Genomic DNA, 22,346 nt, shown 5'->3' with positions numbered 1-22,346 from the left:
CTTACACCAGAGTCAGGATGCCGGAGGCGTTCGGGGCGAACGTCAAGGTATTGGTTGCAGTGGTCGCGGGGACATCGGCTGGCGTGGCATCGCCCAGGGCGTGCGCCAACAATGGATTGACCTTGCCGTTCACGGTGCCAAGGTAGTACAACACCAACCGGCGCCAGGCGGGAATAGAACCGCCCGACGCCGTCCAAATGAAATTACTGCACGTGAACTTGACTGTTCCGCCCGACTGGTTGAGCGTCACGCCTGTCAGCGCGCCGCCGCCAGTGCTGTAACCGTTGCCATTGGCGATTTCGTTGGCGGAGACATCTGCCCACACTTCGTCGGTACTGTTGGCCGGTGTCCACGCCGAGGAAACCAGAGCGGCGCGGAAGTTGGCAGTGTTCAGGGACAGGATCGCCGTGGCGTTGGCGATATTCAGTTTAGCTTTGTCAGGAATAATGAAAACGCCTGCGGCCATGGCCAGCTCCTGTGGTTAAACGATGTCTGCTGGCTTGGCCAGCGATTCGGCATAGGCCACGGCGGCCTCGTCAGCATCAACCACGCCGGTCAAAGAGTCGAGCTGCTCGGCATCGACTTCGACCACGTCGTTGACCTTGCCGAAAGCACCATCGACCAGCACGCGGGCGCGCACCTTGGTACCAGGCTGGGCGTTTTTCGGTTTTGCCATGTTTTGCTCCTATGTGTGAGGAAAACGGCCGGAGCAATCGCCGGCCGTCTTGGGTGGATTAGGTGGCCGAATTGGCGTAATACTTCACCGCGCCGCCCACGTCGATCAGGTTGCCGCCAGTGCGCATGAAGGCTACAAAGCCGATCTGCCCCAGCAAGGTGAAGGCCGAGTCGGTCATGCGGAACATGGTCAGATCCATCACGTCACGGACGATGTATTTGTTGAACTGACCAAACAGGATCGATTTGGCATTGGCAGCCATCACTGGCATGTCCTGATTGATGGCGATCGGACGGCCCATCAGGGTATCCGGCGCGCCGCCATTGATCATCGCGTTGGCTTCGTAACCAGGCACGAAGATCGGGCGATTCTGGCCGTCTTTGATCTTGCGGATTGCCTTCACGGTGGTGTCGTGCATCATGTAGCCGACGCCCGCCTGATTGCGGTACGCGGGGTCTACGGAGTGCTCCAGATCTACCAGGTCGTCATAGATCACACTGGTGGTCTGGCCGGTAGTGCCGACCTTGCCGGAACCAGCAGCGGTGACCAGGCCGCGCGGCTGACCGGTACCGGTGCCAACGGTGTAATGGGTATTCTGGATACGACCGAGGCGCATCGCCAACACGGACTGGATATAGGCTTCGATATCGATAAACGAGTCCTGCACCAGTTCGAATGGCAGCGCGATCTTCTTGGACGAGTATTTGTAAACGTCCAGGGTGATGTTACCAAACGTAGTATCCAGGCCGGTGACAGCGGAGTTCTGGCCGACGATTTCACCGATTTCCGACGTGGCATCGGACGTCGGGAAGTTCATGGTGATACCGGTGCCGGTGCGGATATTGGTGGCCACGCCGCGCATGCCGCCATACGCCTTCATTGCCGACTCCAGCTTGTGCTGGTATTCCAGCGCCGTGGTGTAGCCACCCTCGGTCGTGGTGGTGGTGGACATGGCGGCACGGATATCGGCGTTCTGGCGCGCGTGCATGCGCTGGCGATCCGCTTCGCCCATGTTCATGACACCGCCGGCGAGGAAGGCGCGTAGCGCTTTCGATTCATCCGATTGCTTGGATGGATCGACGGTGTGGTCGTTGCGCATTGCTTCTTCAGTCTGACCGGCGAGCTGGGTAACCTTCTGCTCACGGGCGATCTCTGCATCGACCTTGGCGACTTCGTCCAGGATCTTGTCGATCTTTTCCGCATCCTCCGACGACATGCGTTTGTCGCTTGGCGTCTTGGCGTTCAGTTCGTGAATCTGTTTGGCCAGAACATCGCGCTGTTCGCGCAGTAGGGCAAGCTTGCTCATAAAGTCCTTTCTATCAGGGTCCGCTCTCGCGGCCCGGTTACGGGGCATAAAAAAACCGCCTCTAGGGCGGTCGGTTTAGTGGCGCGAGAGCGTCAACTAAGGGGTAACGCGCGCCATCAGCGCAATGCGCTGTTGCTGGCGGGCGCGATGTTCTTCAGTGGCCAGGTTGGTGTTTGTTTCGTCGTTTGCTTCCGGCGCGATTTTGGGTGCCTTGGCATAAGCCGCCAGATTCCATTGGCCTTGATTCTTCGCCTTGGAGCCTTCCGCCACTTTGTCCACCAAACCGTTCTTGACCGCTTCGTCAGCCGTGTACCAGGTTTCAACATCCATGGCTGCCTTCACGTCGTCGATGGCCATTCCTGATTTCTTCGCGTATTGCGCAGCTAGCACGCCATCGACCTTGTCCAGCAACTCAGCGCAGGCCTTCATATCCGAGGCATTACCCATCGCAAAGGTCCAGGCGTTATGGATCATGAAAAAGGCACCATCTGCCATCTCCGACTCGTCAGCTGCAACGGCAATCACGGTTGCGGCCGACGCCGCATAGCCGTCGATATGGGCGATAACCTTGGCGCCGGTGTCCTTGATTGCTTGCGCGATCGTCTGAGCGGCAAAAACATCGCCGCCGGGCGAGTTAATGCGCAAATGGACCGTTCCGGACTTGATTCCTCGGATTTGCGGCACAAGGGTTTCCGCCGACACGCCGCCCCACCATTCGGCAGTGATGTCGTCAGCCACGATGGCGTCATACAAATAGATGGTCGTATCAGAACCATCGGCACTTGCTTCGATCCGCGACTGCGGCAGCTTGGCGGGACGGGCTTTGTTATTAGCCAGCAGTTGGATCAGTTGCTTTGGCATTCGTGCCTCCATTCATTTGCAAATTGGCGTCTGGCGCCAGGTTTTCCTTGGCCCGGACTTCGTCCACCGACATAAATGGCATCTCGCCTGCGCGACCGAGAGCAATGCGATAGGATTCGTATCGCGCCTTCATGTCTGCCGCGATCAGCGCGTCGGTAACGTGCTCCACGAAGTATTTCTGACGTACCGGCCATAGCTTCGCGTTCAGCTCTTGCTTGATCGGTGTCATGTGCCGCTGCAGTGTGTAGCGGACAAAGGCGGTTGACTGCTGCTCGATGCCGGTGCCGAACGAGGTAGATTTGCTGGTGTGGCCAATCATGTGCGGCGGAACGCCGAGAATGGCGCAGATTTCTTCCACCGTGAACAGGCGAGTCGCCAGCACTTCAGCATCCTTGGCGTTCACGGACAACTGCGCCGGCTCAAGGCCGCCTGTCAGAATCAGTGGGCCGCGGCCGCCGTTCTGCACACGCCCCAGGAGCGAAGCTTTCAGCTGCTCAAGCTGCGCTTTGTCCAGTCGGGCCGCGGTCTTCAGCGCGTAGTCGAATGCGCCACCGCCGGCGAAGAACTTGCCGGTGAATTCCTGTGCTGACAGCGCGTTGCCCACCGCTTCTCTTGCTGCATACGTGATCGGTGACGGACTGCACAAGCCGTCATAGCCCGGACTGGTCAAGTGGATTACATCTGCCCTGTCCAACACATATGAACCGGTGCCGTCCAGCGGGGTGACTTGATACAGCACTTGGGACCGATTGTTCGGATTGCGGAACGACTGCCACTCCTGACGCAGCAATGGCTTCCATCCGATTACGCGATTGCTGTAAGGACTCGGACGTATCCACTCTCCCAGGGCATCGCCCGTGAGCAGCTTTGAGCTGATCATCTGACTCCAGGCATCGGCTGCCGTCCAGCCATCTGTAGCCAACTCGTTCAGCATCCACCAATAATCGTGCTCCACTGCCGAACGCTCGAAACCATTTCTCTGAAAGACTCCGAGCGGCAGAGAGGATATGGCGCCAGAAATCAGCGATACACACCCGTACACGGTTGACACCCGCATTGCGGTATCTTCAGTCACCGATGCCCCCGAGGTGGAGCGATACGCGGCGCCAAGCAGGTTGGCCAGTTCGCTCATCGTGAGCTGCTGGGTGGAATTTTCACCAAACGCCTGCACGCCGACGCGGGAGGATCGGCCTTCGTCTCCAGCCACCCATGCATTCAGGACACGAGACTCATGGCGCGCAGCGGTCAGGTCGAGGAGCTTTGCGGTCATTTACAGGTCCAGTACGATAATTTCTGGGGCGGCTTCGGACTCAGGGTTCAGCGCCATCAGCGATACAGCATTCAAAAGGGCCATCAATGGGTCGATCTTTGCCGAGCCGCTGGCCTGCTTGGTGATGATCACGCCATTGCCTCGCGGCTCGATGCGGGCATTCCCCACGCTCCAGGTGAGTAGTGCTTGGCCGCCATGCACCAGCACGCCTTCGGCCAGCTTGCGTTCAGCTGTTTTGATTGCACCGGTCATCTTCCAGCCCTGGGAGATACCAACGATCTTCTCTTCCGGTATTCCCGCTTCGATCAAGCCGTCGAGGATGCCGCCCAGCCCGGATGGGTCCACGCCAATCTTGTCCAGCTTTCCCGACTCTTCCATCTGAGCGCAGAGGGCGGCCACCTCGTCAACGTCGTCGCCAATGCGCTTGACCAGCACCAGTTGCCCGGCGTTGGCGAAATCGATTAGGCGAGAAGCCACTTCTTTGCGGCGCTCAAGAACAGAGGGATGCGCCCATGCGCGCGCCCAGGTCAGCCAGCGGCGTGTCTCTCGGCACCGACCAATGGCCGTCAGCGCCAGTAAGTCATCCAGACCGCCACCGTCGATACCGACATCGATCACGTCGGACCGTTCGATCAACTCTTCCAGGGTGAAGACCGGGATGGCCTGTTGCTCCCAAAAGTCGGCGCCCGCCCAGCGGTTTGATAGCAGGGCCAGACCAATTTCCACGTTAAGGTGCTTTGCGAGGAAGCCGCGGAATTCAGCTTCGCCTTTTTCCTGCGCTTGCCTGAAACCGCGTGCGATGAATTCCTCATCGACCGACAAGCCCATGTTGGGATTCGTCACGTAAGCATTCTTCGCGTCCCGGTGCGCGTCAGCATCGAGCATGTGCTTCGGGAATTCGTACAGAATCGGATAGAAGGCCGGATCGTTGATCTTTCCGTCCCGCACGCCGCGCGCATACAGCAGGCGACTCAGAAACGCGCCGGCGGGCGGCTCGTCCGACTGCGTGGTCGCGTAAATGATGAAGCCCTCGGGGCGCGACGCCAGGCCACCTGTCGCTTCAAGCAGCATTGCATCTGCGCGCGGATTCTTACCGAACAACCACAATTCATCGATGAAAACGCCGATCGCCTTCTTACCGGAGACCGTCTCGCCGTCCGCAGCTACCACTTTCAGCGTGGCGTTCGTGGTCATGTGCGTGATGGTGCGGATATGGTCCTGCACCTTCAACAGCACTTCCAGCTCCTCGTCGGCGCGGATCATTGCTGCCATCGGCTTGTAGCTGTTATCCGCCACCTCCTTGGTTGGCGCCAGGACGATGTATTCACCCTCCAGGCGCCAGTTCATCAGCAGGGCCGTCAGCATAATGCCAGCTGCGATGGTGGACTTGCCGTTCTTCTTGCTGATCAGGAGCATGAACTCCTTGATCAGACGCCGGCCGGTATCTGGGTCGTACGCGCCAAAGATCGCCTCAACGAACTCGCGAACCCACAGTTCGACCACCTCGCCCATCTTCGGGCTACCCGGCGCGTCCACCATCCGCAGCTCGGCGAATATCGCCCACGCGGCTGCGGCTTGGTCCGGGTACAGCGGCGGGCAAGGCGTGAGCGTCTCGCGTGCGACAATCCTGCGCTCCCAATCGGGGCAGGACGTCGTCCAGCTGAAACTCATTTTTTACCGCCCGCCACCAGTCGAGGAGGTGGTGGTGGCGCGCCAAACCGTCCAGTCGCCACATTCGCGGCGGCGTCCTTCTTCGCCTCTTTCTTGCCGCCCTCGCCTTTGCGCTGGTGCACGAACGGCATCAACGCCTTGGCCGCCTCCACCCGCAGCTTCTCCGGCAACTCGCCATCGTTCATGGCAGCGGTCAAAAATGCTTTTGGATCGCTGAACAGAACCGGGTTGGTCGGATCGAACGGTTTTGGCGGCGCCGGCACCGGATATTCCTTGGTAGCGGCGCGGCACGCTGCAATGTATGCCGCGACCGGCGGTTCCTTTACCAGGCGCGATCCGGCCGGGCCGGCGGTCTTCGCGCTGTACCCAGCGGCGATTGCGGCCTCCTTATGGGATTTGCCGGCCAACACGGCGTCGGCAAACCGGCGTCTCTTGCCTGTCAGTGCCATTAACAAAACCCTCCAGGGGGGAATAAAATCTGCGCGTGGGGTACAGTGCGGTGTCCGCCGGGGCGGCGTAGCCTTTTGCCCCCCCCCATGCCTCGGCGAAGCCATCAGGACTGACCAGGATTGCGTCAGTGCCCTTTTTGCGGCTCAGTAGCCTCGATTGCGCTGCGCCGCCTCGCGCGCCGTCTTGGCGTCGTGATGCTCTTTGCACAGCAGCTGTTTATTGCTAGCGTCGTCTGAACCGCCATCCCAAAGCGGCTTGATGTGATCCACCAACCAGCCAGGACCGGGACGACCAATTCGTATACATTCAGCGCAGAGATCCGCATCGCGCTCTCTGATCGCACGTCTTTCTCGCACGCCAGCGCGTCCACGCTTTCGCTCCACCCGATCAGGTTGAGTCTGCAAGGTGGGCACGCGGGCGGTACTGACCGCCTGTATTCGCGGCTGGAGGCGTTTCAGTTTCACTTCTGTTCACGATTCGGGACGAGCGCCGCAAGTCTGGTCATGCTTGACCAGGCGCTGCCATACCCTTTGACCTGCAAAATCTGTTTTGCCTGAGCCGCATCGTCCATGTGCGCCGCCAGCAGATCGAGCGATACGCCGCCTTCCTTGACCGCACGAATAATCATGTCGCGATAGTGATCAAGGCGGAGCTGTGTCATTCGACACCTCGAAAAGAAAAGCCGCCGAAGCGCAACGCTAGGGCGGCAAACACTTGGCGGTTCACCAAGTGAGGAGACAGGTTGTACCGGTCAGCTAGTCGGCCGGCGTGAAGTCAACGTAGAACTTATCGCCAACCTTGAACTTATCCCACAACTCAGGGTTGGCAATGTTGATGCTCAGGTTTGCGCCAGGGCTCCATTTCGCATAGGTGTTGTCTTCATCGCTACCATCAGCCGGGTAGGACTTCGCGCAAACAGCGTTCATCTGCAGCGTTTCCATGGACTTGGTGGGCTCGGCGTTCGGGTCGTATTTGCCCTCGGCGTTGATGCGTTGCGTGTGTACTTGTACAAAGCCTACTTGCAGCTTCGCGCGCATGGTCGTGGTCATGTGTATCTCCAGAAGGGTCAATCTCGATCAACCTGGTCAGGTTGACGCAGCTCAGGCAGCAAGTGCCATCCCAGTTCGCGCCGAATCTCTTCAGGCGACGGCGGCGGCTCAACTTGCTGGTGCGTGCGACGCTCCAAATATTCGCGCACCAAGTGCTTCGGTGGATGCGTCGTCTTGGTCATAGCGACCTCACGATTCAGCAGCGGAAAATAAAAAAGCCACCTCATGGTGGCTTGGTTTGCTCCCGCGACTATCGGTGCACAGTGAGCGGTCTTACTTTTTTCTGGGCGAGCGAAACCACCCAGTGCCCGAATAGTATCAAAACAAAACCGCCGTGCAAATATTTTTTCGCAACTTTTTTTCAAGCTCGTTGCGGGCCTCACACACAACATCTTCCCAATTTGCGTTCGGGAAGCGCCAAACCGTCGCCAGGCTGCAGGCGCGATAGATGGCCCAAACGTGAATACGCGACAGGCTGCTGATCATCGCGTCAGTCGCCTCGGCCATGCGCATATCACTGGCGCGTTGTGCGTCATGCACGTCCACACCGTGGCCGTCTCCCTCCCCGCTTAGACCGCGCATCGTCTGCGCGCCCAAGTCCCGGTCATTCGCAGTAGCCATCCATGACTTCCACATCTGCAAGCACAAATCGACTGGGTCTTCCTCGACGTTGGCCGCGTGCTGGACGACGTGCAGTGTGGGCGTGATTACGCGCACCGATGGCGCCGCCGCCGGCACTTCCTCCACGAAGACCACTTCAGGAACGCGCGCCGTGTTGCCGCGCCAGGCCAGCGTCAGTTTTTCTCGTTTCATAGGGTTCCCTTTGCCGCAGTTTTCGTGAGATGTTCGGACGCTTCAGGACGCGCCTCGTATGCGTTTGTCTGATGACTGTTGATAATCATGTGTTTCAGGTTTCACTAAGTTCGCTTTGCTGCATCGCGCCACTTTCGCGCCTTAACATTCCGGTTTTTTCGGCGATACGTTGCTGCGCCGCCACGACCGTCTCCATATTCGACTCGATGTACTCCATCGTGGTCAGCGGGCTCTTGTGTCGCATGACCTCCTGGACGGTGCGTAAGGTGGCTCCTGCTTCAAGTAGCAGCGTCGCAAAGCTGCCACGCAGGCGGTGTGGCGTAATGCCGTTGACGCTGCTTTTCTGGTTCGCGATATGGATAACGCGCCGGGCAAACCCACTGCCAAAGCGGTTGCCATCCGCGCGAGGGGCGATCAGTCCCGAGTCTTTTCGCAGTGGCGCCAGATGTTCAAGCAGCCATGCCGGCAGCGGGACCGGCACGGCTTCCCGCCCTTTCGTTTCGCCAGGGGTGTAAGTGCCGCGCTCCCAGTCCATCCATTCCCAGCGCGCGCCAGCGGCCTCTGCTTCGCGCAGACCGGCGCCGAACATCATGCGGATTGCCGTCCCCATCGACTTGTTGCTGGCCGCCGCGTCCACTTCGGCCAACCAGACGGTGACGACCTGCATTGGCATGATGGACCGCGGCTTCTTCTGCACTTTCATCATCTTCACCTTCCACGGCAGGCGTGGAAGAATCTCGCGGGCGACCGCCCAGTTAACGACCAGTTTGATCACGCGCAACCAGTGATTGACCGTCGATGGTGCATGAGTCTCAAGGTGCCTGTTGCGGGCGGATTCGATTGTCTCCGTGGTCAACAGATTCAGCGGTTTATCGCCCAGATCATATAAATGAAGGCGGCGGACAACATCGACTGATCGCCGATGATGACAGCTTGCGACCGGTGCGCGCAGGACCGTCCACTGGTCGAACATCTCACGGAGGGTCGGTATTGGCTGGCCGCCGTTCGCGATGATGAGCGCATTTGCGTACTCTTTGGCGGCCAGATCTTCCGCTGGTGCGCGAAGGCGAAGTCGGGTGCTACGCTGAATGCGCTTGCCATTCACCTGGAACCGGTAATGGAAGACCGCGCTCAGCTTGTGGCGCCAGACCGTCACCCCCATCAGGCCACCATTCCTTTCAGCTGCGCCAAAGTCTTGAGCCGCATGATCACGGCGTAGACCACCGCAGTGCGCACGGCATGGTCAAGGCTCGGGAAATCACCGACGACGAGATGCCCAAGCGGCTTACCGTCGCGCTGCACATAAATCAGGTTACGATCCACCAGTCCTAATTCCGGGAAGCAGCGGTGTTCGACCATCAGAGGACCGCAGGCATTCCAGCTGCCGCACCAGTCAGGCACCGCGGCTTGACCACGGCATGCGGGCTCACCGCTGGGCGGGCGGCCAAGCAGCATGCCGTCGCCGACAGCGACGATCTCGGTCCAACCCAGGAGGGAGGCCAAAGCGAGGTTCGCGCTTTCGCAGGCCGACTTCATGCTGCCCTCCGTTCGTCTGCCCAGGTGTGCGCGCACTGATACATGTTCTGGTTAATGCGGCTAAAGATGCGATCACCCAGAAAATGGTTCAGAGTCTCGAATAGCTGATTGCTGATCGTAACGGTGGCGCGACCGTTACTGTAACGGCGGTTGTATATCTCATTCATCAGAAGCAGCGCGTTCGCGCTGGGTGCGCCGTCCTTCTGCGGTATCGCATCGGCCTCGTCCACGATGAGCAGGTCGTAAGCGCTGAACTTCGCAATCTCCTCTTCCTGGCTGCGCGTATCAGAACTGTACGTGGCCTGAATTTCGGAAATCATGCCGCCAGCCGTGACATATCGCCCCGACACTGCACGCTTCCTGATCATGCTCTCCAGAAGTTCGCACGCCAGCAACGACTTACCGGTTCCGGTTATACCGGTGAGTACGAGCGAGGCCCAGCCGCCCTGCTGAACAACGAAGTCGCGGAATGCGGCTACCTGATGCTTGACGGCCGCGTGCTCTTCCGAGCGGACCATGAATCGCTGCCCGAAGAAGCGGCTCGGAATCTTGGCGCCTTCCAGCATCCACCCCACTCGCTGGTTCTTGAGGTAATTTTCCTCTTCCTCCTTCGTCTTCCGATCCAGGCAAACCGGGCAATACCAATCCGGGCGATCGAGACGAACCAGCACATCAGCCTCACCGTGCTCTTCGCAGCTGCCTTTGACCATCTTCATGCGCCCCGCTACGGAGGCGAGAAAATCCCCTGCCTTTTGCATGTCGCCTCCCATCAACCCAGATTCACATCAACATCGACGGCGCCACCACGCGCGGCAATGCTTGCGTTCATGGCCGCGCGCGCGCCGCTATGGTCATTGCCAGCCACGAGCATCAGTGCCTTCGTCCCGGTCTTGCCACGAGAGATCGCGTACGCTTCGAGGTAGCGCTTGCCTGGCCCGAAGAACGTCGCAGCCTGCAGCACGTAGCGCGAGCCGATCTTTCCGTCTGCCGCGACATAGGCCTTGTAGCGCTCCAGGCCAGCCAGCATGACTTCGGCAGTTTCGCCTTCGCGCAGGCGAGCGCTCCAGGCTGCCAGCGCTTCCTTCTTCGGATTTCCGCCCTCGCGCGCCGGATACATCGCCCATGCTTTCTCAAAGTCGGCATCAGCAGGCTTACCAGCCCTTGGTGCTTTTGCCTTGACCTCTGGCGGCGGCTCAAAGCCTGGCAACTCTCCCGGCGCGGATGCGCCAAGAGGTTTACCTTCTTCTCTGTTCTGTTCTGTTCTGTTCTGGGCCGATTCGGTAACGTTACCGATACGTCTCGCCATCGCTTCCGCTTGCGCTTTCAGCTTCGCGCGGTGCTTGGCGACCCGTGGCGCACTGGAGTCAGAAGCCATCTGGCGCTTGTCCCAGTTCGCCAATTGCCAGCCTGTGGCCTCCCCGTCAAGGAAACCCTTCTGCACGAACAATGCACGGGTGGCAGTCAAATCATCTGCGCTGATGCGCAGGGCGAAAGCTAGTTCGTCATCAAGTAACGTTCCGAGGGTGTTACTGCAACGCAGGCAGAACAACATTACAAGACGTCGCTGCATCACTTCCGGCAGGCTCTGCACTTTCGGATCAGCGGCAAACTCGCTGTACATACGGAACCAGTCCATTAATCAGTCTCCGAGAACAGGCGCGGCTGCACCGCACCATTTTGATAAACCACGTCCATGATGGTTGTCGCCAACGGCTCGCTGCCATCCCATCTGTCCGGCCAAGTGTTTAGGCTGATCAGTTCACGAATGCGCGCTTCTTCTTCAGCATTGATAATGTCCACCAGCGGCCGGCGCAACAATGCGGCGGAGGTATTCACTTCGGCCTGGATAGCAAGAAGACGTTCCAGCCCCATCAACCGGGCCTCCAACGTGAGTGGACCCATGCGTTGCGGGTTCTTACCGATACTGCCGTCCTTGAGGCGTTCGATGCCGGACTTGCGCAGGCGATGCTGCGGTTCGCGAAGCTCCCGCCAAAGGACTTTGATTCCCTTCATGGGTGCCAGGTAGGTCCACGAAGCGTTCAGCAGCACCGTATCGAGTGCGCTGTCCTCTTGAGCAAGAGGACAGCCGACGCAGCCGGTGCGCGCGTTGATTTCCTCCGCCTCATCGCCGCCATAGGCGTCAGCGATGGCGGCTGTGCTCCAGTCACCGAATTCTTCTGTCGGCGCCCAGTGCTTCAACCATTCCCACACATGGCACACTCGCCAATGAAGGAGCGGGGCCAGCGTTGCGATGCGGCCCCGAAGGCCGGTAGCATTCGGCAGAACTTGCTGATACCAGCCCTGTCCGCACTCCGCACCGTCCTTACTGCAGCTCATCTCAATGCGGCGATCGCGAATCGCGCTCTCGCCCTGACGTACGCCGGTAATCATCAGGATCTGGCCGTCCAGTTGATCAAGGCGTCGGCGCAAAGCATCTTCCATCGGCTCGATCTTGATCTGGCCAGTGCACCACCTAAGCGTATTGTTGTTCGGGGGCGGCACGCCGCGACCGAGGATGTACACCATGAAGCGGTCGTCCATTGGCGCCATGACCACCTCCACGGCGAGGCCGCGCTCGCGCAGCTCGTCCATGATCTGCTGTGCAGCATGCGCGAGCGGCAGCAGCTCTTGGCGAGTGTCAGCGTAGAACACGGTCAGTGTTTTCGGTTTCGGGATCTTGCCCGAGTCGATAAGATAAATGAGCAGAGTGAGCGTCGCACTGGAGTCCTTGCCGCCGGACCACGCCACACCCCAATGCTCATGGGTCGATCCGTATGCGAGCAGTGACTGGATCGTCAGCTCAATCGATTCGGTCATTTGCAGGCGTCGAGCGCCGGCGGCGAACAAATCAATCTGATTCACTGGGCGACTCCTGCTGAAGCAGCAGGCCCGAACAGCGCTGCCACCAACGGATCACGCTCCATACCGATCTGCACCGCACGCGACCATACGCCTCCGATTGCGAAGCCGAGCATATCGCTGTCGCCCAACTCCCAGAGCAGATTAGGAGCGCGCTTGCCCGGCACCTTCCGCGAAGTGCAAGGGCGCGCCGCGCCTTCAGCACGAAGGATATCCAGGTGATGGCGGACGCAATCTGGAGTGAGACCAAAATCTTTCGCCATCACGCCAGCCGTATCGCTTTGCCGCTCAAGGCGCTCGAGGATGGCCGCCTGGATCATGCCAGAGCGAGCCGCGCGTACCGTACGACTCATTCCTTGCGGGAGCTGTAACTTTTGCTGTGTTATCATGTCTACCTCTTGTTGTTGATCTACCTAAGGCCCGCCTGCATGCGGGCCTTTCCTATTTCTGGTTCGCTTCCGCTGCTTCGCGAGCCAGGCGCTCGTAATGCTCGCGGGCCATAACATGACCCGGATCGAACGGCGCGCCGCCAACGGCGCTTTGTTCCTGCTGTTGATTCGATTGCTGATTCACTTCTTCTCCTTATTTTTCGGCCATGCCTTTAAGGCGGCCTACCATTTGACTCAGGCTCTGGTTGACGCGATACACCGCCTCTTCCACTCGCTGAACTTCGTGCTTGTCAACGACGCCGTCTTCCAGCGTCGCGTGTACTTCCTTACCTACCTCACCACTCGCTACCCACACCTTGGCCACCAGTTCCAACACAGCCAGGTCGGAGGCGGTCGCGTCGCTGTGCACCTTCACGCACACAAAGCCGTGATTGCGCGCCAGCGCGTGCAGAACTTCGTAGTCCTCGGTCAGAGCCATCACACGGTCAGCCTCTTCGAGGTGGACTTTGTTGGCCGTGATGTTCGGATTCGCCTTGTTGCGCAGAATCTGTGCAGAAATGCCCAGGCGTACTGCCAGCGCCTCGACGCCACCTTTCGCGTCGTGCACGGTTTTATGGAAGGCGTCGAGGATGTGCATGTGATGACCTATCAAAAAAATGAAGAAATTGATTATTTGCAAAGCGATACTTCTTAAAACCTAAAATGGGGTGAGGCTTGCCAAATGCGCTACTATTTCCGTTCCACAACTTCGATAACAGAACAAAGGCAGCCTCATGGGAAACGCAAAACTAGCCTTCAAAGTCACCGTTCACACGCAGTCGATTGCTGGACTAGAGTGGCCGGACGAGTTACCTGTGCCAAACATCGGTGATGACGTGATGTGGCAACATGACGATCAAACGTTTGAATTCCGGGTCACAAATCGCCAATGGCAAATCGGAACAGACCTCGCAGGTGCGCCGCTGGCCATCCTGGCTATCACTGGGGAATCTCCACAACCGGTTGTGCGCGGACGAGCGACTGTCGGCCCTCTTCGCATTTGATTGCGAACACCGGCAGTCCCACGATTTGCGCGCCATGGGCTACGTACACAGCCTTGCCTCCACGCGGACGGACATGCACCATGAATCCATCTTCGACAGGCCACACTGTTACTTCGGGCATGTAGCAAGTGTTCGTATCTGTCATGTCAGTCTTTCTTGGTGGGTGTGGGCGATACCACGGCGTTTTCTGGAATCGTGTCGAGGACGTTGTGCGGATTCGGTGGCTGGCGGCCACCACGTCCAGTGGCCGGCTTAGGGTCGGCCGCGCGACGACACTGAGGCATTGCCAACTCAGGCCAGATCTTGTGCCAGTCATCTGGTCTAAGATCCTTTCTCGTAACGACTCCCCGTGTTGCGACCTCAATATCCACACAACGCTCGGCGGAAATAGGAGACGTGCCAGCGACCATCTGGGAAAAATATGAAGCGGAGACACCCAGCGCTGTGGCCAGCTGAGTGGCGCGTCCCCGTTCGGATGAGATGTAAGTTTTGAGGTCCATGGCACGAGTTTAGTGTTTGCTAAACCTCATGTCAAGTGAATGCTACTTTAGAAAAAGCTAAACTACTGCAATGGATATCGTTGACCGCCGCCGAGAAAACTTGAAACGCTGGATTGCGCTTCATGGCACACCACAGAAAGAAAAGAGTCTGTTTTCCCAGCTCAAGGGGACTGGCTCATTTGGCGAGAAAGTAGCGCGCCGTCTCGAGGTCGAATATCAGATGGGTGATCTATACCTTGACCAAGAGCCGGAACTCGAATCAAGCGACGATAGCCTGCCGTATATGCATAATGTGAGCAGGGTTGCGGTCGGCTCTTCGGCCCGCGACACAGTTCCGATTAAGATGGTGTCTATGCGGTTGCAAGCAGGGATTATGGGATTCGAAGTTCAGCAGAATTTTGAAGATGGAGGCACTCTGGACGTGCCGCTCGAATGGATTGAACAAAACGATTACGTTCCGCACTGCTTATACGCGATCAAAGTCCGTGGCGAGAGCATGCAACCGCTTATGTATGACGGCGACATCGCAGTAGTGAATGTAGCTGACACAAAGCGCGTGAGCGGCGGTGTTTATGCCATCAACTTTGACGGGGAAGCAGTAATTAAGCGGTTAAAATACGAGGGCCGTGAATGGTATCTGACTTCCGAGAATCGAGCGCCAGGCTTTGAGCGACGAATGTTCCGAGCAGGAGAATGCATCATCGTCGGCCGCGTGGTGCGTTTCGAGCCTAGAAACTTCAAAGACAGGCTGTGAGCTAGTTCTCGGCGGTTTCCCGCAGGTCACTTAGGTTACGATGTCGAAGTTAGATTTGACTGGCAGTGACGACATTTGATTGCTTCGCGCCGCACAGATTCTGCGCAAAATGGACACTTCCTATAGTCCCCGAACTCACCTTGGGCGACAGCCGCTTGCTCGGCATTGTCACTCATTAAGGCAATCACAAAACCTATAATGGGGCAAAGGAACGCCCCTAACCACATCGCAAATGACTTGTGCTCCATGTCATCGCCGAAGATGCCTGAGATCAGAATCATTAAGGGCACCGGCACGATCAGGAGCACGACAAAAAAAGCGCCTCCAGATCTACCTTTTTTGGATGCGATCAGAGCAACGATCACGGCAAGCACGAGATACATAATTGCCCATCCAGCTGGTCCCATAAATTCCCCTCTTTTTAATTGTCATAACATCATCGCGATAATATTTCGCCTTCGCGCGCCCTATTGTAAGCAGTAAACAGTACAACAATCTCACCAATTATCACCATCCGTGCGGCGCTGGAGCCTCGCGCCACAACGGGTTAAATGAAAGTTTAGTTTTTACTTGACTAAATCGTTTAGCACATACTAAACTCTACTCCATCGCATCATTTTTCTGATGGAGGTTCACATGAACGATGTCGCAGTAGCAATCGAGTCCACCCAAGCTGTAATCCCTGTCGCCGTCGGCGCGGCCTTCGCTGGCGGCATCTACGCCGGCATCATCCGTGGCGTCAACGGCGCTCCTGATCAACACCTGATCCTGTTGGACGGCGACGAAGGCCGCTTCGACTGGAACGAAGCTATCGCCCGCGCCGCGTCCCTTGGCGGCGAACTCCCAACCCGCCGCGAGCAGGCGCTCCTGTTCGCCAATCTGCCGGAACACTTCCAGCAAGCCTGGTACTGGTCGGGCGAGCAGCACGCCGACTATTCCGACTATGCGTGGGACCAGTACTTCGACGATGGCTACCAGGACAACGGCCACAGTTCGTACGCCGGCCGCGCTCGCGCCGTCCGCAGATTGCCAATTTAGTCCTTCATCAATTTGAACCGGGCCGCAACACGCGGCTTCACCTTCATTCGTCCAGGGAGCTTTGATGAGCACCACCGCGTCCACCGCCGACAAATCGGCGGGCCAACAAAAGATCAATCACGACCAGCTGCGCCTGTCGGCGATGCTCGTCGCTATGGTTGCGCCGTTCATGGGCAAGTCCGATCCGCGTCACTATCTGAACGGCATCAATGTGCGCCCGCACCCGAACGGCGGAGCAATCATCGCCGCCTCGAATGGCCATGTTCTGGGTGCGGTGCACGACAAGCTCGCCACGTGCGAGCACGAAGTAACGTTACATCTGGCATCCGGTATCGTTACAGCATGCCGTGCGCATCAGGGCGACAAACGCGAACTGGTGCTACTCAAGGGCCGCTTAGCCGTCGTGCATGGTCATCAGGAAGTTTGCATTCAAGCGGGTGATCCTCTGATCGAGGGCGGCACTTTCCCAAACTATGAGTCACTCATCCCCGACCCGAAGTCCCTTAAGCCCGGACTGTCAGGCCACTTCCAGGCGAAGTACATCGCCAAGCTGCAGGACGCGATCAAAGTAATAAAGAAGGCCGGCTACACACATTGCCCGGTCACCTTCTATCACGTGCCGGGTAACGAAAGCTCATACGGCATCGCACGTACCCCGGCGCTCGAAGAGTTCATCGCCATCCTCATGCAATGCCGCGAAGAGCAGCCAGAAAGCGGTGTGCCGCGCTGGGTGGCTGGCGTCGCAAAGAAAGCACATTCGAATGCTCAATCGAAGGAGGCAGCGTGACCACGACCACCAACCCACCGAAGGAACAGGTGCGCCACTGGATGCATCTGCGCCAGCTCTCCAGCCTTCCTCCAGCTAAGCCTGAGGAGATTCGTCGCCAGCTTGGCTGGAACTTGATCCACCGGGTGCCACGATGAAGTACCGCATCACAGTGAAAACTGAGGGTGGCTCGCGCACCTACTCCGCTATCGGCGATCTCGGCCTGCTGGTCGATGCCGAATATGACGCCGGCGCGCTTGGCGTAACCGTGATGGTGTTGTGATGTCAGTACAGAACGCCATCACTGCACTGATGAACGCTGTTGCGTGCATTGCGCGTCCAGTGCAGAAGGCCTGGCTGCGTACGCAACACCAGCACGCCGAACAAAGGCTTGATGCCCTTCAGGCCCAACTGAAGGCGCTCCGCGGTGATGAGCAGCGCGCCATTGTCGCCGTCGTCGCATCGCGCAACCGGTTGCAGGCCTTTCAGGCCAAACATCAACGATAGGAGTCCATGAATGAATGCCCGTCTTCACAGCATCGCGGCGCCAGCCATGAGCCCGGAAATCTTCACCCAATCCGGCCGCTATTTCAGCTTTACCAATCCATCGGAGTCCGACTTCGACATCGGCGATATCGCTCACGCACTGTCCAACATCTGCCGCTTCACGGGCCATGTACGCGAGTTCTATTCGGTGGCTCAGCATAGCGTGTTGGTGAGCCTGGCCGTGCCGCCGAAGTACGCGATGGCGGGGCTTCTGCACGACGCAACCGAGGCCTTCATTGGTGACGTTGCCAGCCCTCTCAAGGCCATTCTGCCCGACTACAAAGCCATCGAGAAACGGATTGAAGAGGCGGTACTGACTCGCTTTGGCGTCGATCCGCTCTTGCCGCCGGAAGTGAAGCAGGCGGACATGGTTTTACTTGCGACAGAGCGTCGCGATTTGATGCCGGAGGGCGCCGGGTACTGGCCTTGCCTGACTGGCGTTACGCCGCTCGACTTCGAAATCGTGCCGCTTACTCCAGAACAGGCGAAGGCGGCGTTTCTGAAACGTTACACCCTGCTGCAAAAAGTCGCGGACCTTGGGGGCGAGGATGAATAAGCCCTGCAAGCCGACCAAGGTCGAACACCTCGAGGCTGCGTTTTACGGCGGCTTGCTGGCCCTACTTCTTCTGAGCTGGTTTTCGTAATACCCGTCCCGAAAGGGCATTCACCCAACCTGAGAGAGATCATGAACCAAGACACTCATATCACCCTGGTCGCGATTGGCGCGGCCTTCGCTGGCGGCTATTACGTCGGCCAGATCAAATCTGGCGACAAGACCTACGCGCTGATCATGGCTGGCGCCGAAGGCGAACTGAGCGGCCGGTGGCATCCTGAAGCAGTGAACGTGCCCGACGCCATGAGCGCTCACGACGGCTTTGCCAACACCGAAGCCATGGTGGCTGCAGGAAGCAAGCTGGCGCAGCGCGTGCGCGCCCTGAACATCGCTGGCTTCGCTGACTGGTACATCCCGTCCAAGGACGAACTTGAACTGTGCTATCGCAATGCCAAGCCTTCCAAGCGCACCAATTGGGAGGACGAAGGCGTCAACGAGAACAGTGTGCCGGTTGGCGCGGCTTACACCCCTGAGAATCCGGCCCAAACCACCATCCCGGCTTTGCAGGAAGACGAGCCAGATGCACTGGTGCCGGCCTGGTATTGGTCGTCTACGCAGCACGCCGACGGTTCCGACTATGCGTGGAACCAGGGCTTCGGCAGTGGCGACCAGTACTACTACCACAAGTCGTACGCCGGCCGCGCTCGCGCCGTCCGCAGATTGCCAATTTAGTCCTTCATCAATTCAACTTCGGAGAAACCGATGAGTAAGCAAGATTTCATGACTCAGCACCTTCGTCCAGGCGAAGTCTATGCCGGCCTTCTACTGGGCGAGAACGGCGCACCCGATGCGCACCTGTTCCTGCTGCCCGGTGATGTGAGCGGGGTTACATGGGACGCAGCGAAGGCATGGGCAGTAAAGGCCGGTGGCGAGTTGCCGACGCGCCGCGAACAACGCATCCTTTTCGCGAATGCCAAGCTATGCTTCCAAGCAGCCTGGTACTGGTCGGGCGAGCAGCACGCCGACGGTTCCGACTTTGCGTGGGGCCAGAACTTCGGCAATGGCGACCAGTACTACGACCACAAGTCGTACGCCGGCCACGCTCGCGCCGTCCGCAGATTAGCAATTTAGTCCTTCAGTAATTTCATGGCCATCCATACCAGTCTGCCGATCTATAAGCTTGCGTATGACCTGCTCAGCCTCTCAGCTGATCTGGTCAAGAACATGCCTCGGGACTTCAAGAGCTCGTTCGGGCGCAAGATCAACGACGAATGCGTTGACATCACGGTTCTGATCGCACGCGCGAACGCGGCGCAGCACAAGTTCCGCTATCTGCAAGAGCTCCTAGAGCGTCTGCAGGTTGCGGAATTGTTGATCCGCCTGGCGCACGACAAGCGCTTCATTTCGCAACCGCAGTACGCGAAAGCGATCGAGGTGACACAGCAGATCGGCAGGCAGGCTACAGGATGGAAGAAGAGCTCCGCACGCCCGCAGCACGGTGGTCAAGGCCATCATGCCTGAGCGTCTTTTTAATCTGGTCGTGCCGCTGGCTCACGAGGCCACCGCTATGCGCACCACAGGAACCGGCCAGCGGCGTCCGGCGAGGCCTGGCGCAGTTTCCCCGTTGATCGGCTTCAGCCTTCTCCAGGGCGACGTAGATAGCACGATGGGACGCAGCACGCCGACAATTCCGACTATGCGTGGAACCAGAACTTCGACAATGGCAACCAGAACAACAACCACAAGTCGTACGCCGGCCGCGCTCGCGCCGTCCGCAGATCAAAACGGAGACGAGTTCACTTTCGAGGACTTGGTGGTAGCATACTTCGACTGCCGCCGCAATAAGCGCAACACCCCGAGCGCCCTGGCCTTCGAGCAACACCTTGAACGCAACCTCATGCAGCTGCACGAAGAGTTGTGTGATGGGTCTTACACACCAGGGCGCTCGATCTGTTTCGTTGTGACGCACCCGAAGGCACGCGAAGTCTGGGCAGCCGGCTTCCGCGACCGCGTCGTGCATCACCTGTTATACAATCGCGTAGCGCCGCGCTTCTACGCTTCGTTCATCGCGAACAGCTGCGCGTGCATTCCAGGTCGTGGCACGCTGTACGGCCTGAATCGGTTGGAAGGGATGGTCCGCAGTCAGACACAGAACTGGTCCCGGCCCGCGTGGTACCTGAAATGCGATCTCGCAAATTTCTTCGTCAGCATCAACAAGCAGGTGCTGCATGGCCTGCTGACCGCGCGCATTCACGAGGCATGGTGGCTTCGTTTAGCCGAAACTATCCTGTTCCATGATCCGCGTCAGAACTACGAATTGCGCAGTGCCGCACGCCTGTTGGAGCGCGTTCCGCCGCACAAGCGGCTCGTCAACCAGCCGTCGCACCTTGGCCTGCCGATTGGGAACCTGAGTTCGCAGTTCTTCGCCAACGTGTTTCTGGACGTGCTGGATCAATACGCGAAGCATAAGCTGAAGGCGCGCCACTATATCCGCTATGTGGATGACTTCATCCTGCTGCACGAGTCCCGCGACTGGCTGGTGAGCGCACACGATAGCGTCGCTGCGTTTCTGCCAACGCGCCTTGGTGTTCAGCTTAATCCGCGCAAGACGATCCTGCAGCCGATAGCACGCGGCGTTGACTTCGTCGGCCATGTGGTTAAGCCATGGCACACCCACACGCGGCGCAAGACCGTGTGCCGCGCTGTCGTGAGGCTGGCTGACATTGACGCCAATCGCGTTCACGCAACGGCCAACAGCTATTTCGGTCTGCTGCGCCAGTCAAATAGCAGCCACCATGACCGCGCCGTTCTGGCCAGGGCGCTACTGCGCCGCGGCCACGCCGTGAACCAGGCGCTTACGAAAACCTACCAGAGGAGCATATGAACTACCGCGACCAAGGACCATCGTACGCCCAGCAGCTTCGCGAGGCGACGGAGAAGCACGAATTGATGCTGCTGCGCGCCGCCCAGACCGGGCGCCAGGTCATCCACGAAGCAAAGTACCAATTCATCCACACAATCCACGGCCAGCAATCGGGTGGCAGCTTCGAGGTGGAGATTTACTTGACAGGCATCGCCAAGCCTGTCCGTCCCGACCAACTGCAACTTGCACCGGCCCCGGCCGCACACGAGAAAGAAGCAGATCCTCTTAACAAGGATGGGGAAGAGGTCGCGTCATGAGCTGCGAATATGTACGCGAACACTACGAAGTCCCGGCTGAAATCGGGCGGCGCGTCGTCATCAACGGCAAGCCCGGCATCATCGCGGCTGACAGAGGCCACTACATCGGCGTGAACTTTGACGAAGACAAGCCCGGCGTGATCGCCAATGCTCACCCCACCTGGGAAGTCGTCTATGGCGACATGGGCAACGTCCGCAAGCCAGGCCGCCACGCAGCACGCTATCAGCGCTGGCTCGAATATGGCGATTGCTTCGACACCTTCATCGACTTTTGCCGCTGGGACGCCCAGCCAGAGCGCAGCTGGAACCGTGGCTATTGAGCCGCCCACCCCACTCGGAGAGAGAGCATGAAAGACTTCACCCCAACCAAGGAAACAATCAGCCTGCACGGCCTGGGCTTCATCCAGCTTGTGCTGGGCGGGAATCAGCGCATGCACGTATGGCATCCCGATCTGCCGCGCCGCGAATGTTTTGAGCATTCGCAAATCCATAATCATCGCTTTGGCTTCAGGTCACTGGTGTTGAAAGGTGTGCAGGTAAATCAGCGCGTCGATCTGGAGATTGTGAAGCCGGGAAGTGGAACGCATGACTTGATCAGTCACAACGGGCCGCGCAGCGAGAAAGGTGGCCGCGAAAGTTACCCTGTAGCGGATGTGACAGTGTGCACGCGGGTGCGCGGACTTGAAGAATACGCGGCAGGCGAGGAGTACAGGATGCCAGCAGGCGAATACCACTACACACCCAACAGCGGCATTGTCGTAACGCTGATGACTAAGTTGGAAGAATCGAGCATTCACGCAAATAGCGTGTGCCGCAAGGGTATCGGGTTCCACTACGACTTCGACCGCTTCCAGCTCTCGCCGGAGCAGCTGTTTGCCTATGTCGTTGATGCGCTGCGCAGCTAATCAGGGAGATACCATGGTACATAGCAAACCCTCTACCGTGCTGGATGTTCAGGAGTGGATTGACCGCGTACGTCAGCAAGTGCGCGAAGACAACGCTGAATTGGAACGCACCGGCAAGGACGAGAAGTTCTACACCTTCACGCTGAACGAGATGAATCACCTGATGCTACTCTTGGCACCG

The 22,346-nt window shown here is 58.5% G+C and carries 35 protein-coding genes; 13 read left to right on the top strand and 22 right to left on the bottom strand.

What is annotated here, in order from left to right:
- Window position 1: 1 nt before the first annotated feature.
- The 20 genes from AB4Y76_RS19330 to AB4Y76_RS19235 form a co-directional block, all read right to left on the bottom strand.
- Window positions 2-466, bottom strand: a complete 465-nt coding sequence (locus tag AB4Y76_RS19330; protein WP_441928286.1) for a hypothetical protein — start codon at window positions 464-466, stop codon at window positions 2-4.
- A gap of 15 nt (window positions 467-481) precedes the next feature.
- Window positions 482-676 carry a hypothetical protein gene (locus tag AB4Y76_RS19325; protein WP_441928284.1) on the bottom strand — a complete coding sequence of 65 codons (195 nt, stop codon included), beginning with the start codon at window positions 674-676 and terminating at the stop codon, window positions 482-484.
- Between the two features lie 58 nt (window positions 677-734).
- A complete protein-coding gene (locus tag AB4Y76_RS19320) occupies window positions 735-1,982 on the bottom strand; it encodes a phage major capsid protein (RefSeq protein WP_441928282.1) in 1,248 nt (415 codons plus the stop codon).
- A gap of 96 nt (window positions 1,983-2,078) precedes the next feature.
- Window positions 2,079-2,843: a head maturation protease, ClpP-related gene (locus AB4Y76_RS19315; protein WP_441928280.1), complete on the bottom strand. Its 765-nt coding sequence runs from the start codon at window positions 2,841-2,843 to the stop codon at window positions 2,079-2,081.
- Window positions 2,812-4,113, bottom strand: a complete 1,302-nt coding sequence (locus AB4Y76_RS19310; protein WP_441928278.1) for a phage portal protein — start codon at window positions 4,111-4,113, stop codon at window positions 2,812-2,814. Before AB4Y76_RS19310 ends, AB4Y76_RS19315 begins: the two co-directional genes overlap by 32 nt.
- The gene (locus tag AB4Y76_RS19305; protein ID WP_441928276.1) at window positions 4,114-5,784 is read right to left on the bottom strand and encodes a terminase large subunit; all 1,671 of its coding nucleotides are present in this window, start codon (window positions 5,782-5,784) and stop codon (window positions 4,114-4,116) included. It abuts the gene before it with no gap.
- Window positions 5,781-6,233 carry a terminase small subunit gene (locus AB4Y76_RS19300; RefSeq protein ID WP_441928275.1) on the bottom strand — a complete coding sequence of 151 codons (453 nt, stop codon included), beginning with the start codon at window positions 6,231-6,233 and terminating at the stop codon, window positions 5,781-5,783. Before AB4Y76_RS19300 ends, AB4Y76_RS19305 begins: the two co-directional genes overlap by 4 nt.
- A gap of 144 nt (window positions 6,234-6,377) precedes the next feature.
- Window positions 6,378-6,590 carry an HNH endonuclease gene (locus AB4Y76_RS19295; RefSeq protein ID WP_441928330.1) on the bottom strand — a complete coding sequence of 71 codons (213 nt, stop codon included), beginning with the start codon at window positions 6,588-6,590 and terminating at the stop codon, window positions 6,378-6,380.
- Window positions 6,591-6,694: 104 nt separating this feature from the next.
- Window positions 6,695-6,895, bottom strand: coding sequence for a hypothetical protein (locus AB4Y76_RS19290; RefSeq protein ID WP_441928273.1), 201 nt, complete (start codon window positions 6,893-6,895; stop codon window positions 6,695-6,697).
- Window positions 6,896-6,989: 94 nt separating this feature from the next.
- The gene (locus AB4Y76_RS19285; RefSeq protein WP_441928271.1) at window positions 6,990-7,283 is read right to left on the bottom strand and encodes a hypothetical protein; all 294 of its coding nucleotides are present in this window, start codon (window positions 7,281-7,283) and stop codon (window positions 6,990-6,992) included.
- 318 nt (window positions 7,284-7,601) lie between these two features.
- Complete coding sequence (locus tag AB4Y76_RS19280) at window positions 7,602-8,096, bottom strand: hypothetical protein (RefSeq protein ID WP_441928269.1); 495 nt, start codon at window positions 8,094-8,096, stop codon at window positions 7,602-7,604.
- Window positions 8,097-8,190: 94 nt separating this feature from the next.
- On the bottom strand, window positions 8,191-9,258 hold the full coding sequence (locus AB4Y76_RS19275) for a tyrosine-type recombinase/integrase (protein WP_441928267.1): 1,068 nt from the start codon (window positions 9,256-9,258) through the stop codon (window positions 8,191-8,193).
- Window positions 9,258-9,632, bottom strand: coding sequence for a hypothetical protein (locus tag AB4Y76_RS19270; RefSeq protein WP_441928265.1), 375 nt, complete (start codon window positions 9,630-9,632; stop codon window positions 9,258-9,260). The genes AB4Y76_RS19275 and AB4Y76_RS19270 overlap by 1 nt, the downstream gene beginning before the upstream one ends.
- Entirely contained in the window at window positions 9,629-10,402 is a 774-nt protein-coding gene (locus tag AB4Y76_RS19265) for an ATP-binding protein (RefSeq protein ID WP_441928263.1), read from the bottom strand. The genes AB4Y76_RS19270 and AB4Y76_RS19265 overlap by 4 nt, the downstream gene beginning before the upstream one ends.
- Window positions 10,402-11,268: a hypothetical protein gene (locus tag AB4Y76_RS19260; protein WP_441928261.1), complete on the bottom strand. Its 867-nt coding sequence runs from the start codon at window positions 11,266-11,268 to the stop codon at window positions 10,402-10,404. The genes AB4Y76_RS19265 and AB4Y76_RS19260 overlap by 1 nt, the downstream gene beginning before the upstream one ends.
- The gene (locus AB4Y76_RS19255) at window positions 11,268-12,494 is read right to left on the bottom strand and encodes a phosphoadenosine phosphosulfate reductase domain-containing protein (protein ID WP_441928259.1); all 1,227 of its coding nucleotides are present in this window, start codon (window positions 12,492-12,494) and stop codon (window positions 11,268-11,270) included. The genes AB4Y76_RS19260 and AB4Y76_RS19255 overlap by 1 nt, the downstream gene beginning before the upstream one ends.
- Window positions 12,491-12,811 (bottom strand): hypothetical protein, encoded by a 321-nt coding sequence (locus tag AB4Y76_RS19250; RefSeq protein ID WP_441928257.1) that lies wholly within the window; start codon window positions 12,809-12,811, stop codon window positions 12,491-12,493. Before AB4Y76_RS19250 ends, AB4Y76_RS19255 begins: the two co-directional genes overlap by 4 nt.
- A gap of 121 nt (window positions 12,812-12,932) precedes the next feature.
- Window positions 12,933-13,064, bottom strand: a complete 132-nt coding sequence (locus AB4Y76_RS19245) for a hypothetical protein (protein ID WP_441928255.1) — start codon at window positions 13,062-13,064, stop codon at window positions 12,933-12,935.
- A 9-nt stretch (window positions 13,065-13,073) separates the two neighbouring features.
- Window positions 13,074-13,517, bottom strand: a complete 444-nt coding sequence (locus tag AB4Y76_RS19240; RefSeq protein WP_441928253.1) for a phage regulatory CII family protein — start codon at window positions 13,515-13,517, stop codon at window positions 13,074-13,076.
- Window positions 13,518-14,069: 552 nt separating this feature from the next.
- Complete coding sequence (locus tag AB4Y76_RS19235) at window positions 14,070-14,423, bottom strand: transcriptional regulator (protein ID WP_441928251.1); 354 nt, start codon at window positions 14,421-14,423, stop codon at window positions 14,070-14,072.
- A gap of 70 nt (window positions 14,424-14,493) precedes the next feature.
- Between AB4Y76_RS19235 and AB4Y76_RS19230 the strand changes: the two genes are divergently transcribed.
- On the top strand, window positions 14,494-15,177 hold the full coding sequence (locus AB4Y76_RS19230; RefSeq protein WP_441928249.1) for a S24 family peptidase: 684 nt from the start codon (window positions 14,494-14,496) through the stop codon (window positions 15,175-15,177).
- Between the two features lie 35 nt (window positions 15,178-15,212).
- Here the strand turns inward: AB4Y76_RS19230 and AB4Y76_RS19225 are convergent, their stop codons facing one another.
- Window positions 15,213-15,551 (bottom strand): hypothetical protein, encoded by a 339-nt coding sequence (locus AB4Y76_RS19225; protein ID WP_441928247.1) that lies wholly within the window; start codon window positions 15,549-15,551, stop codon window positions 15,213-15,215.
- A gap of 262 nt (window positions 15,552-15,813) precedes the next feature.
- Between AB4Y76_RS19225 and AB4Y76_RS19220 the strand changes: the two genes are divergently transcribed.
- From AB4Y76_RS19220 to AB4Y76_RS19205, 4 genes are all read left to right on the top strand, one after another.
- Window positions 15,814-16,215 (top strand): hypothetical protein, encoded by a 402-nt coding sequence (locus AB4Y76_RS19220; protein WP_441928245.1) that lies wholly within the window; start codon window positions 15,814-15,816, stop codon window positions 16,213-16,215.
- A gap of 64 nt (window positions 16,216-16,279) precedes the next feature.
- The gene (locus AB4Y76_RS19215) at window positions 16,280-17,002 is read left to right on the top strand and encodes a hypothetical protein (protein WP_441928243.1); all 723 of its coding nucleotides are present in this window, start codon (window positions 16,280-16,282) and stop codon (window positions 17,000-17,002) included.
- Window positions 16,999-17,139 (top strand): hypothetical protein, encoded by a 141-nt coding sequence (locus AB4Y76_RS19210; RefSeq protein ID WP_441928241.1) that lies wholly within the window; start codon window positions 16,999-17,001, stop codon window positions 17,137-17,139. The genes AB4Y76_RS19215 and AB4Y76_RS19210 overlap by 4 nt, the downstream gene beginning before the upstream one ends.
- The gene (locus AB4Y76_RS19205) at window positions 17,136-17,264 is read left to right on the top strand and encodes a hypothetical protein (protein ID WP_441928240.1); all 129 of its coding nucleotides are present in this window, start codon (window positions 17,136-17,138) and stop codon (window positions 17,262-17,264) included. Before AB4Y76_RS19210 ends, AB4Y76_RS19205 begins: the two co-directional genes overlap by 4 nt.
- 2 nt (window positions 17,265-17,266) lie before the next feature.
- Here the strand turns inward: AB4Y76_RS19205 and AB4Y76_RS19200 are convergent, their stop codons facing one another.
- Window positions 17,267-17,479, bottom strand: a complete 213-nt coding sequence (locus AB4Y76_RS19200) for a hypothetical protein (RefSeq protein ID WP_441928238.1) — start codon at window positions 17,477-17,479, stop codon at window positions 17,267-17,269.
- A gap of 19 nt (window positions 17,480-17,498) precedes the next feature.
- Here AB4Y76_RS19200 and AB4Y76_RS19195 point away from each other — a divergent pair, with 19 nt between their 5' ends.
- The 8 genes from AB4Y76_RS19195 to AB4Y76_RS19160 all read left to right on the top strand — a co-directional run bounded on the left by AB4Y76_RS19195 (window position 17,499) and on the right by AB4Y76_RS19160 (window position 22,165).
- Window positions 17,499-18,083: a hypothetical protein gene (locus AB4Y76_RS19195; RefSeq protein ID WP_441928236.1), complete on the top strand. Its 585-nt coding sequence runs from the start codon at window positions 17,499-17,501 to the stop codon at window positions 18,081-18,083.
- A 129-nt stretch (window positions 18,084-18,212) separates the two neighbouring features.
- Window positions 18,213-18,812 (top strand): DUF1566 domain-containing protein, encoded by a 600-nt coding sequence (locus AB4Y76_RS19190; protein WP_441928234.1) that lies wholly within the window; start codon window positions 18,213-18,215, stop codon window positions 18,810-18,812.
- Between the two features lie 48 nt (window positions 18,813-18,860).
- Window positions 18,861-19,211, top strand: a complete 351-nt coding sequence (locus AB4Y76_RS19185; RefSeq protein WP_441928232.1) for a hypothetical protein — start codon at window positions 18,861-18,863, stop codon at window positions 19,209-19,211.
- A gap of 15 nt (window positions 19,212-19,226) precedes the next feature.
- Window positions 19,227-19,601, top strand: coding sequence for a four helix bundle protein (locus AB4Y76_RS19180; RefSeq protein ID WP_441928230.1), 375 nt, complete (start codon window positions 19,227-19,229; stop codon window positions 19,599-19,601).
- Complete coding sequence (locus AB4Y76_RS19175) at window positions 19,579-20,964, top strand: RNA-directed DNA polymerase (RefSeq protein WP_441928228.1); 1,386 nt, start codon at window positions 19,579-19,581, stop codon at window positions 20,962-20,964. The genes AB4Y76_RS19180 and AB4Y76_RS19175 overlap by 23 nt, the downstream gene beginning before the upstream one ends.
- Entirely contained in the window at window positions 20,961-21,260 is a 300-nt protein-coding gene (locus tag AB4Y76_RS19170; RefSeq protein WP_441928226.1) for a hypothetical protein, read from the top strand. The genes AB4Y76_RS19175 and AB4Y76_RS19170 overlap by 4 nt, the downstream gene beginning before the upstream one ends.
- The gene (locus AB4Y76_RS19165; protein ID WP_441928224.1) at window positions 21,257-21,580 is read left to right on the top strand and encodes a hypothetical protein; all 324 of its coding nucleotides are present in this window, start codon (window positions 21,257-21,259) and stop codon (window positions 21,578-21,580) included. The genes AB4Y76_RS19170 and AB4Y76_RS19165 overlap by 4 nt, the downstream gene beginning before the upstream one ends.
- A gap of 27 nt (window positions 21,581-21,607) precedes the next feature.
- Entirely contained in the window at window positions 21,608-22,165 is a 558-nt protein-coding gene (locus AB4Y76_RS19160; RefSeq protein WP_441928222.1) for a hypothetical protein, read from the top strand.
- Window positions 22,166-22,346: the final 181 nt, after the last annotated feature.

The organism is Marmoricola sp. RAF53 (genome assembly GCF_052114005.1).
In the GTDB taxonomy this organism is placed as follows: Bacteria; Actinomycetota; Actinomycetes; order Propionibacteriales; family Nocardioidaceae; genus Marmoricola.
This window is presented reverse-complemented; position numbering and strand designations above follow the sequence as displayed.

What these genes read in the sequence shown, in the direction of transcription:
- AB4Y76_RS19330 (WP_441928286.1), bottom strand. Translation starts at nt 466, where the DNA reads ATGGCCGCAGGCGTTTTCATTATTCCTGACAAAGCTAAACTGAATATC.
- AB4Y76_RS19325 (WP_441928284.1), bottom strand. Translation starts at nt 676, where the DNA reads ATGGCAAAACCGAAAAACGCCCAGCCTGGTACCAAGGTGCGCGCCCGC.
- AB4Y76_RS19320 (WP_441928282.1), bottom strand. Translation starts at nt 1,982, where the DNA reads ATGAGCAAGCTTGCCCTACTGCGCGAACAGCGCGATGTTCTGGCCAAA.
- AB4Y76_RS19315 (WP_441928280.1), bottom strand. Translation starts at nt 2,843, where the DNA reads ATGCCAAAGCAACTGATCCAACTGCTGGCTAATAACAAAGCCCGTCCC.
- AB4Y76_RS19310 (WP_441928278.1), bottom strand. Translation starts at nt 4,113, where the DNA reads ATGACCGCAAAGCTCCTCGACCTGACCGCTGCGCGCCATGAGTCTCGT.
- AB4Y76_RS19305 (WP_441928276.1), bottom strand. Translation starts at nt 5,784, where the DNA reads ATGAGTTTCAGCTGGACGACGTCCTGCCCCGATTGGGAGCGCAGGATT.
- AB4Y76_RS19300 (WP_441928275.1), bottom strand. Translation starts at nt 6,233, where the DNA reads ATGGCACTGACAGGCAAGAGACGCCGGTTTGCCGACGCCGTGTTGGCC.
- AB4Y76_RS19290 (WP_441928273.1), bottom strand. Translation starts at nt 6,895, where the DNA reads ATGACACAGCTCCGCCTTGATCACTATCGCGACATGATTATTCGTGCG.
- AB4Y76_RS19285 (WP_441928271.1), bottom strand. Translation starts at nt 7,283, where the DNA reads ATGACCACGACCATGCGCGCGAAGCTGCAAGTAGGCTTTGTACAAGTA.
- AB4Y76_RS19280 (WP_441928269.1), bottom strand. Translation starts at nt 8,096, where the DNA reads ATGAAACGAGAAAAACTGACGCTGGCCTGGCGCGGCAACACGGCGCGC.
- AB4Y76_RS19275 (WP_441928267.1), bottom strand. Translation starts at nt 9,258, where the DNA reads ATGGGGGTGACGGTCTGGCGCCACAAGCTGAGCGCGGTCTTCCATTAC.
- AB4Y76_RS19270 (WP_441928265.1), bottom strand. Translation starts at nt 9,632, where the DNA reads ATGAAGTCGGCCTGCGAAAGCGCGAACCTCGCTTTGGCCTCCCTCCTG.
- AB4Y76_RS19265 (WP_441928263.1), bottom strand. Translation starts at nt 10,402, where the DNA reads ATGGGAGGCGACATGCAAAAGGCAGGGGATTTTCTCGCCTCCGTAGCG.
- AB4Y76_RS19260 (WP_441928261.1), bottom strand. Translation starts at nt 11,268, where the DNA reads ATGGACTGGTTCCGTATGTACAGCGAGTTTGCCGCTGATCCGAAAGTG.
- AB4Y76_RS19250 (WP_441928257.1), bottom strand. Translation starts at nt 12,811, where the DNA reads ATGATCCAGGCGGCCATCCTCGAGCGCCTTGAGCGGCAAAGCGATACG.
- AB4Y76_RS19240 (WP_441928253.1), bottom strand. Translation starts at nt 13,517, where the DNA reads ATGCACATCCTCGACGCCTTCCATAAAACCGTGCACGACGCGAAAGGT.
- AB4Y76_RS19235 (WP_441928251.1), bottom strand. Translation starts at nt 14,423, where the DNA reads ATGGACCTCAAAACTTACATCTCATCCGAACGGGGACGCGCCACTCAG.
- AB4Y76_RS19230 (WP_441928249.1), top strand. Translation starts at nt 14,494, where the DNA reads ATGGATATCGTTGACCGCCGCCGAGAAAACTTGAAACGCTGGATTGCG.
- AB4Y76_RS19220 (WP_441928245.1), top strand. Translation starts at nt 15,814, where the DNA reads ATGAACGATGTCGCAGTAGCAATCGAGTCCACCCAAGCTGTAATCCCT.
- AB4Y76_RS19215 (WP_441928243.1), top strand. Translation starts at nt 16,280, where the DNA reads ATGAGCACCACCGCGTCCACCGCCGACAAATCGGCGGGCCAACAAAAG.
- AB4Y76_RS19205 (WP_441928240.1), top strand. Translation starts at nt 17,136, where the DNA reads ATGAAGTACCGCATCACAGTGAAAACTGAGGGTGGCTCGCGCACCTAC.
- AB4Y76_RS19200 (WP_441928238.1), bottom strand. Translation starts at nt 17,479, where the DNA reads ATGTTTGGCCTGAAAGGCCTGCAACCGGTTGCGCGATGCGACGACGGC.
- AB4Y76_RS19195 (WP_441928236.1), top strand. Translation starts at nt 17,499, where the DNA reads ATGAATGCCCGTCTTCACAGCATCGCGGCGCCAGCCATGAGCCCGGAA.
- AB4Y76_RS19190 (WP_441928234.1), top strand. Translation starts at nt 18,213, where the DNA reads ATGAACCAAGACACTCATATCACCCTGGTCGCGATTGGCGCGGCCTTC.
- AB4Y76_RS19185 (WP_441928232.1), top strand. Translation starts at nt 18,861, where the DNA reads ATGACTCAGCACCTTCGTCCAGGCGAAGTCTATGCCGGCCTTCTACTG.
- AB4Y76_RS19180 (WP_441928230.1), top strand. Translation starts at nt 19,227, where the DNA reads ATGGCCATCCATACCAGTCTGCCGATCTATAAGCTTGCGTATGACCTG.
- AB4Y76_RS19170 (WP_441928226.1), top strand. Translation starts at nt 20,961, where the DNA reads ATGAACTACCGCGACCAAGGACCATCGTACGCCCAGCAGCTTCGCGAG.
- AB4Y76_RS19165 (WP_441928224.1), top strand. Translation starts at nt 21,257, where the DNA reads ATGAGCTGCGAATATGTACGCGAACACTACGAAGTCCCGGCTGAAATC.
- AB4Y76_RS19160 (WP_441928222.1), top strand. Translation starts at nt 21,608, where the DNA reads ATGAAAGACTTCACCCCAACCAAGGAAACAATCAGCCTGCACGGCCTG.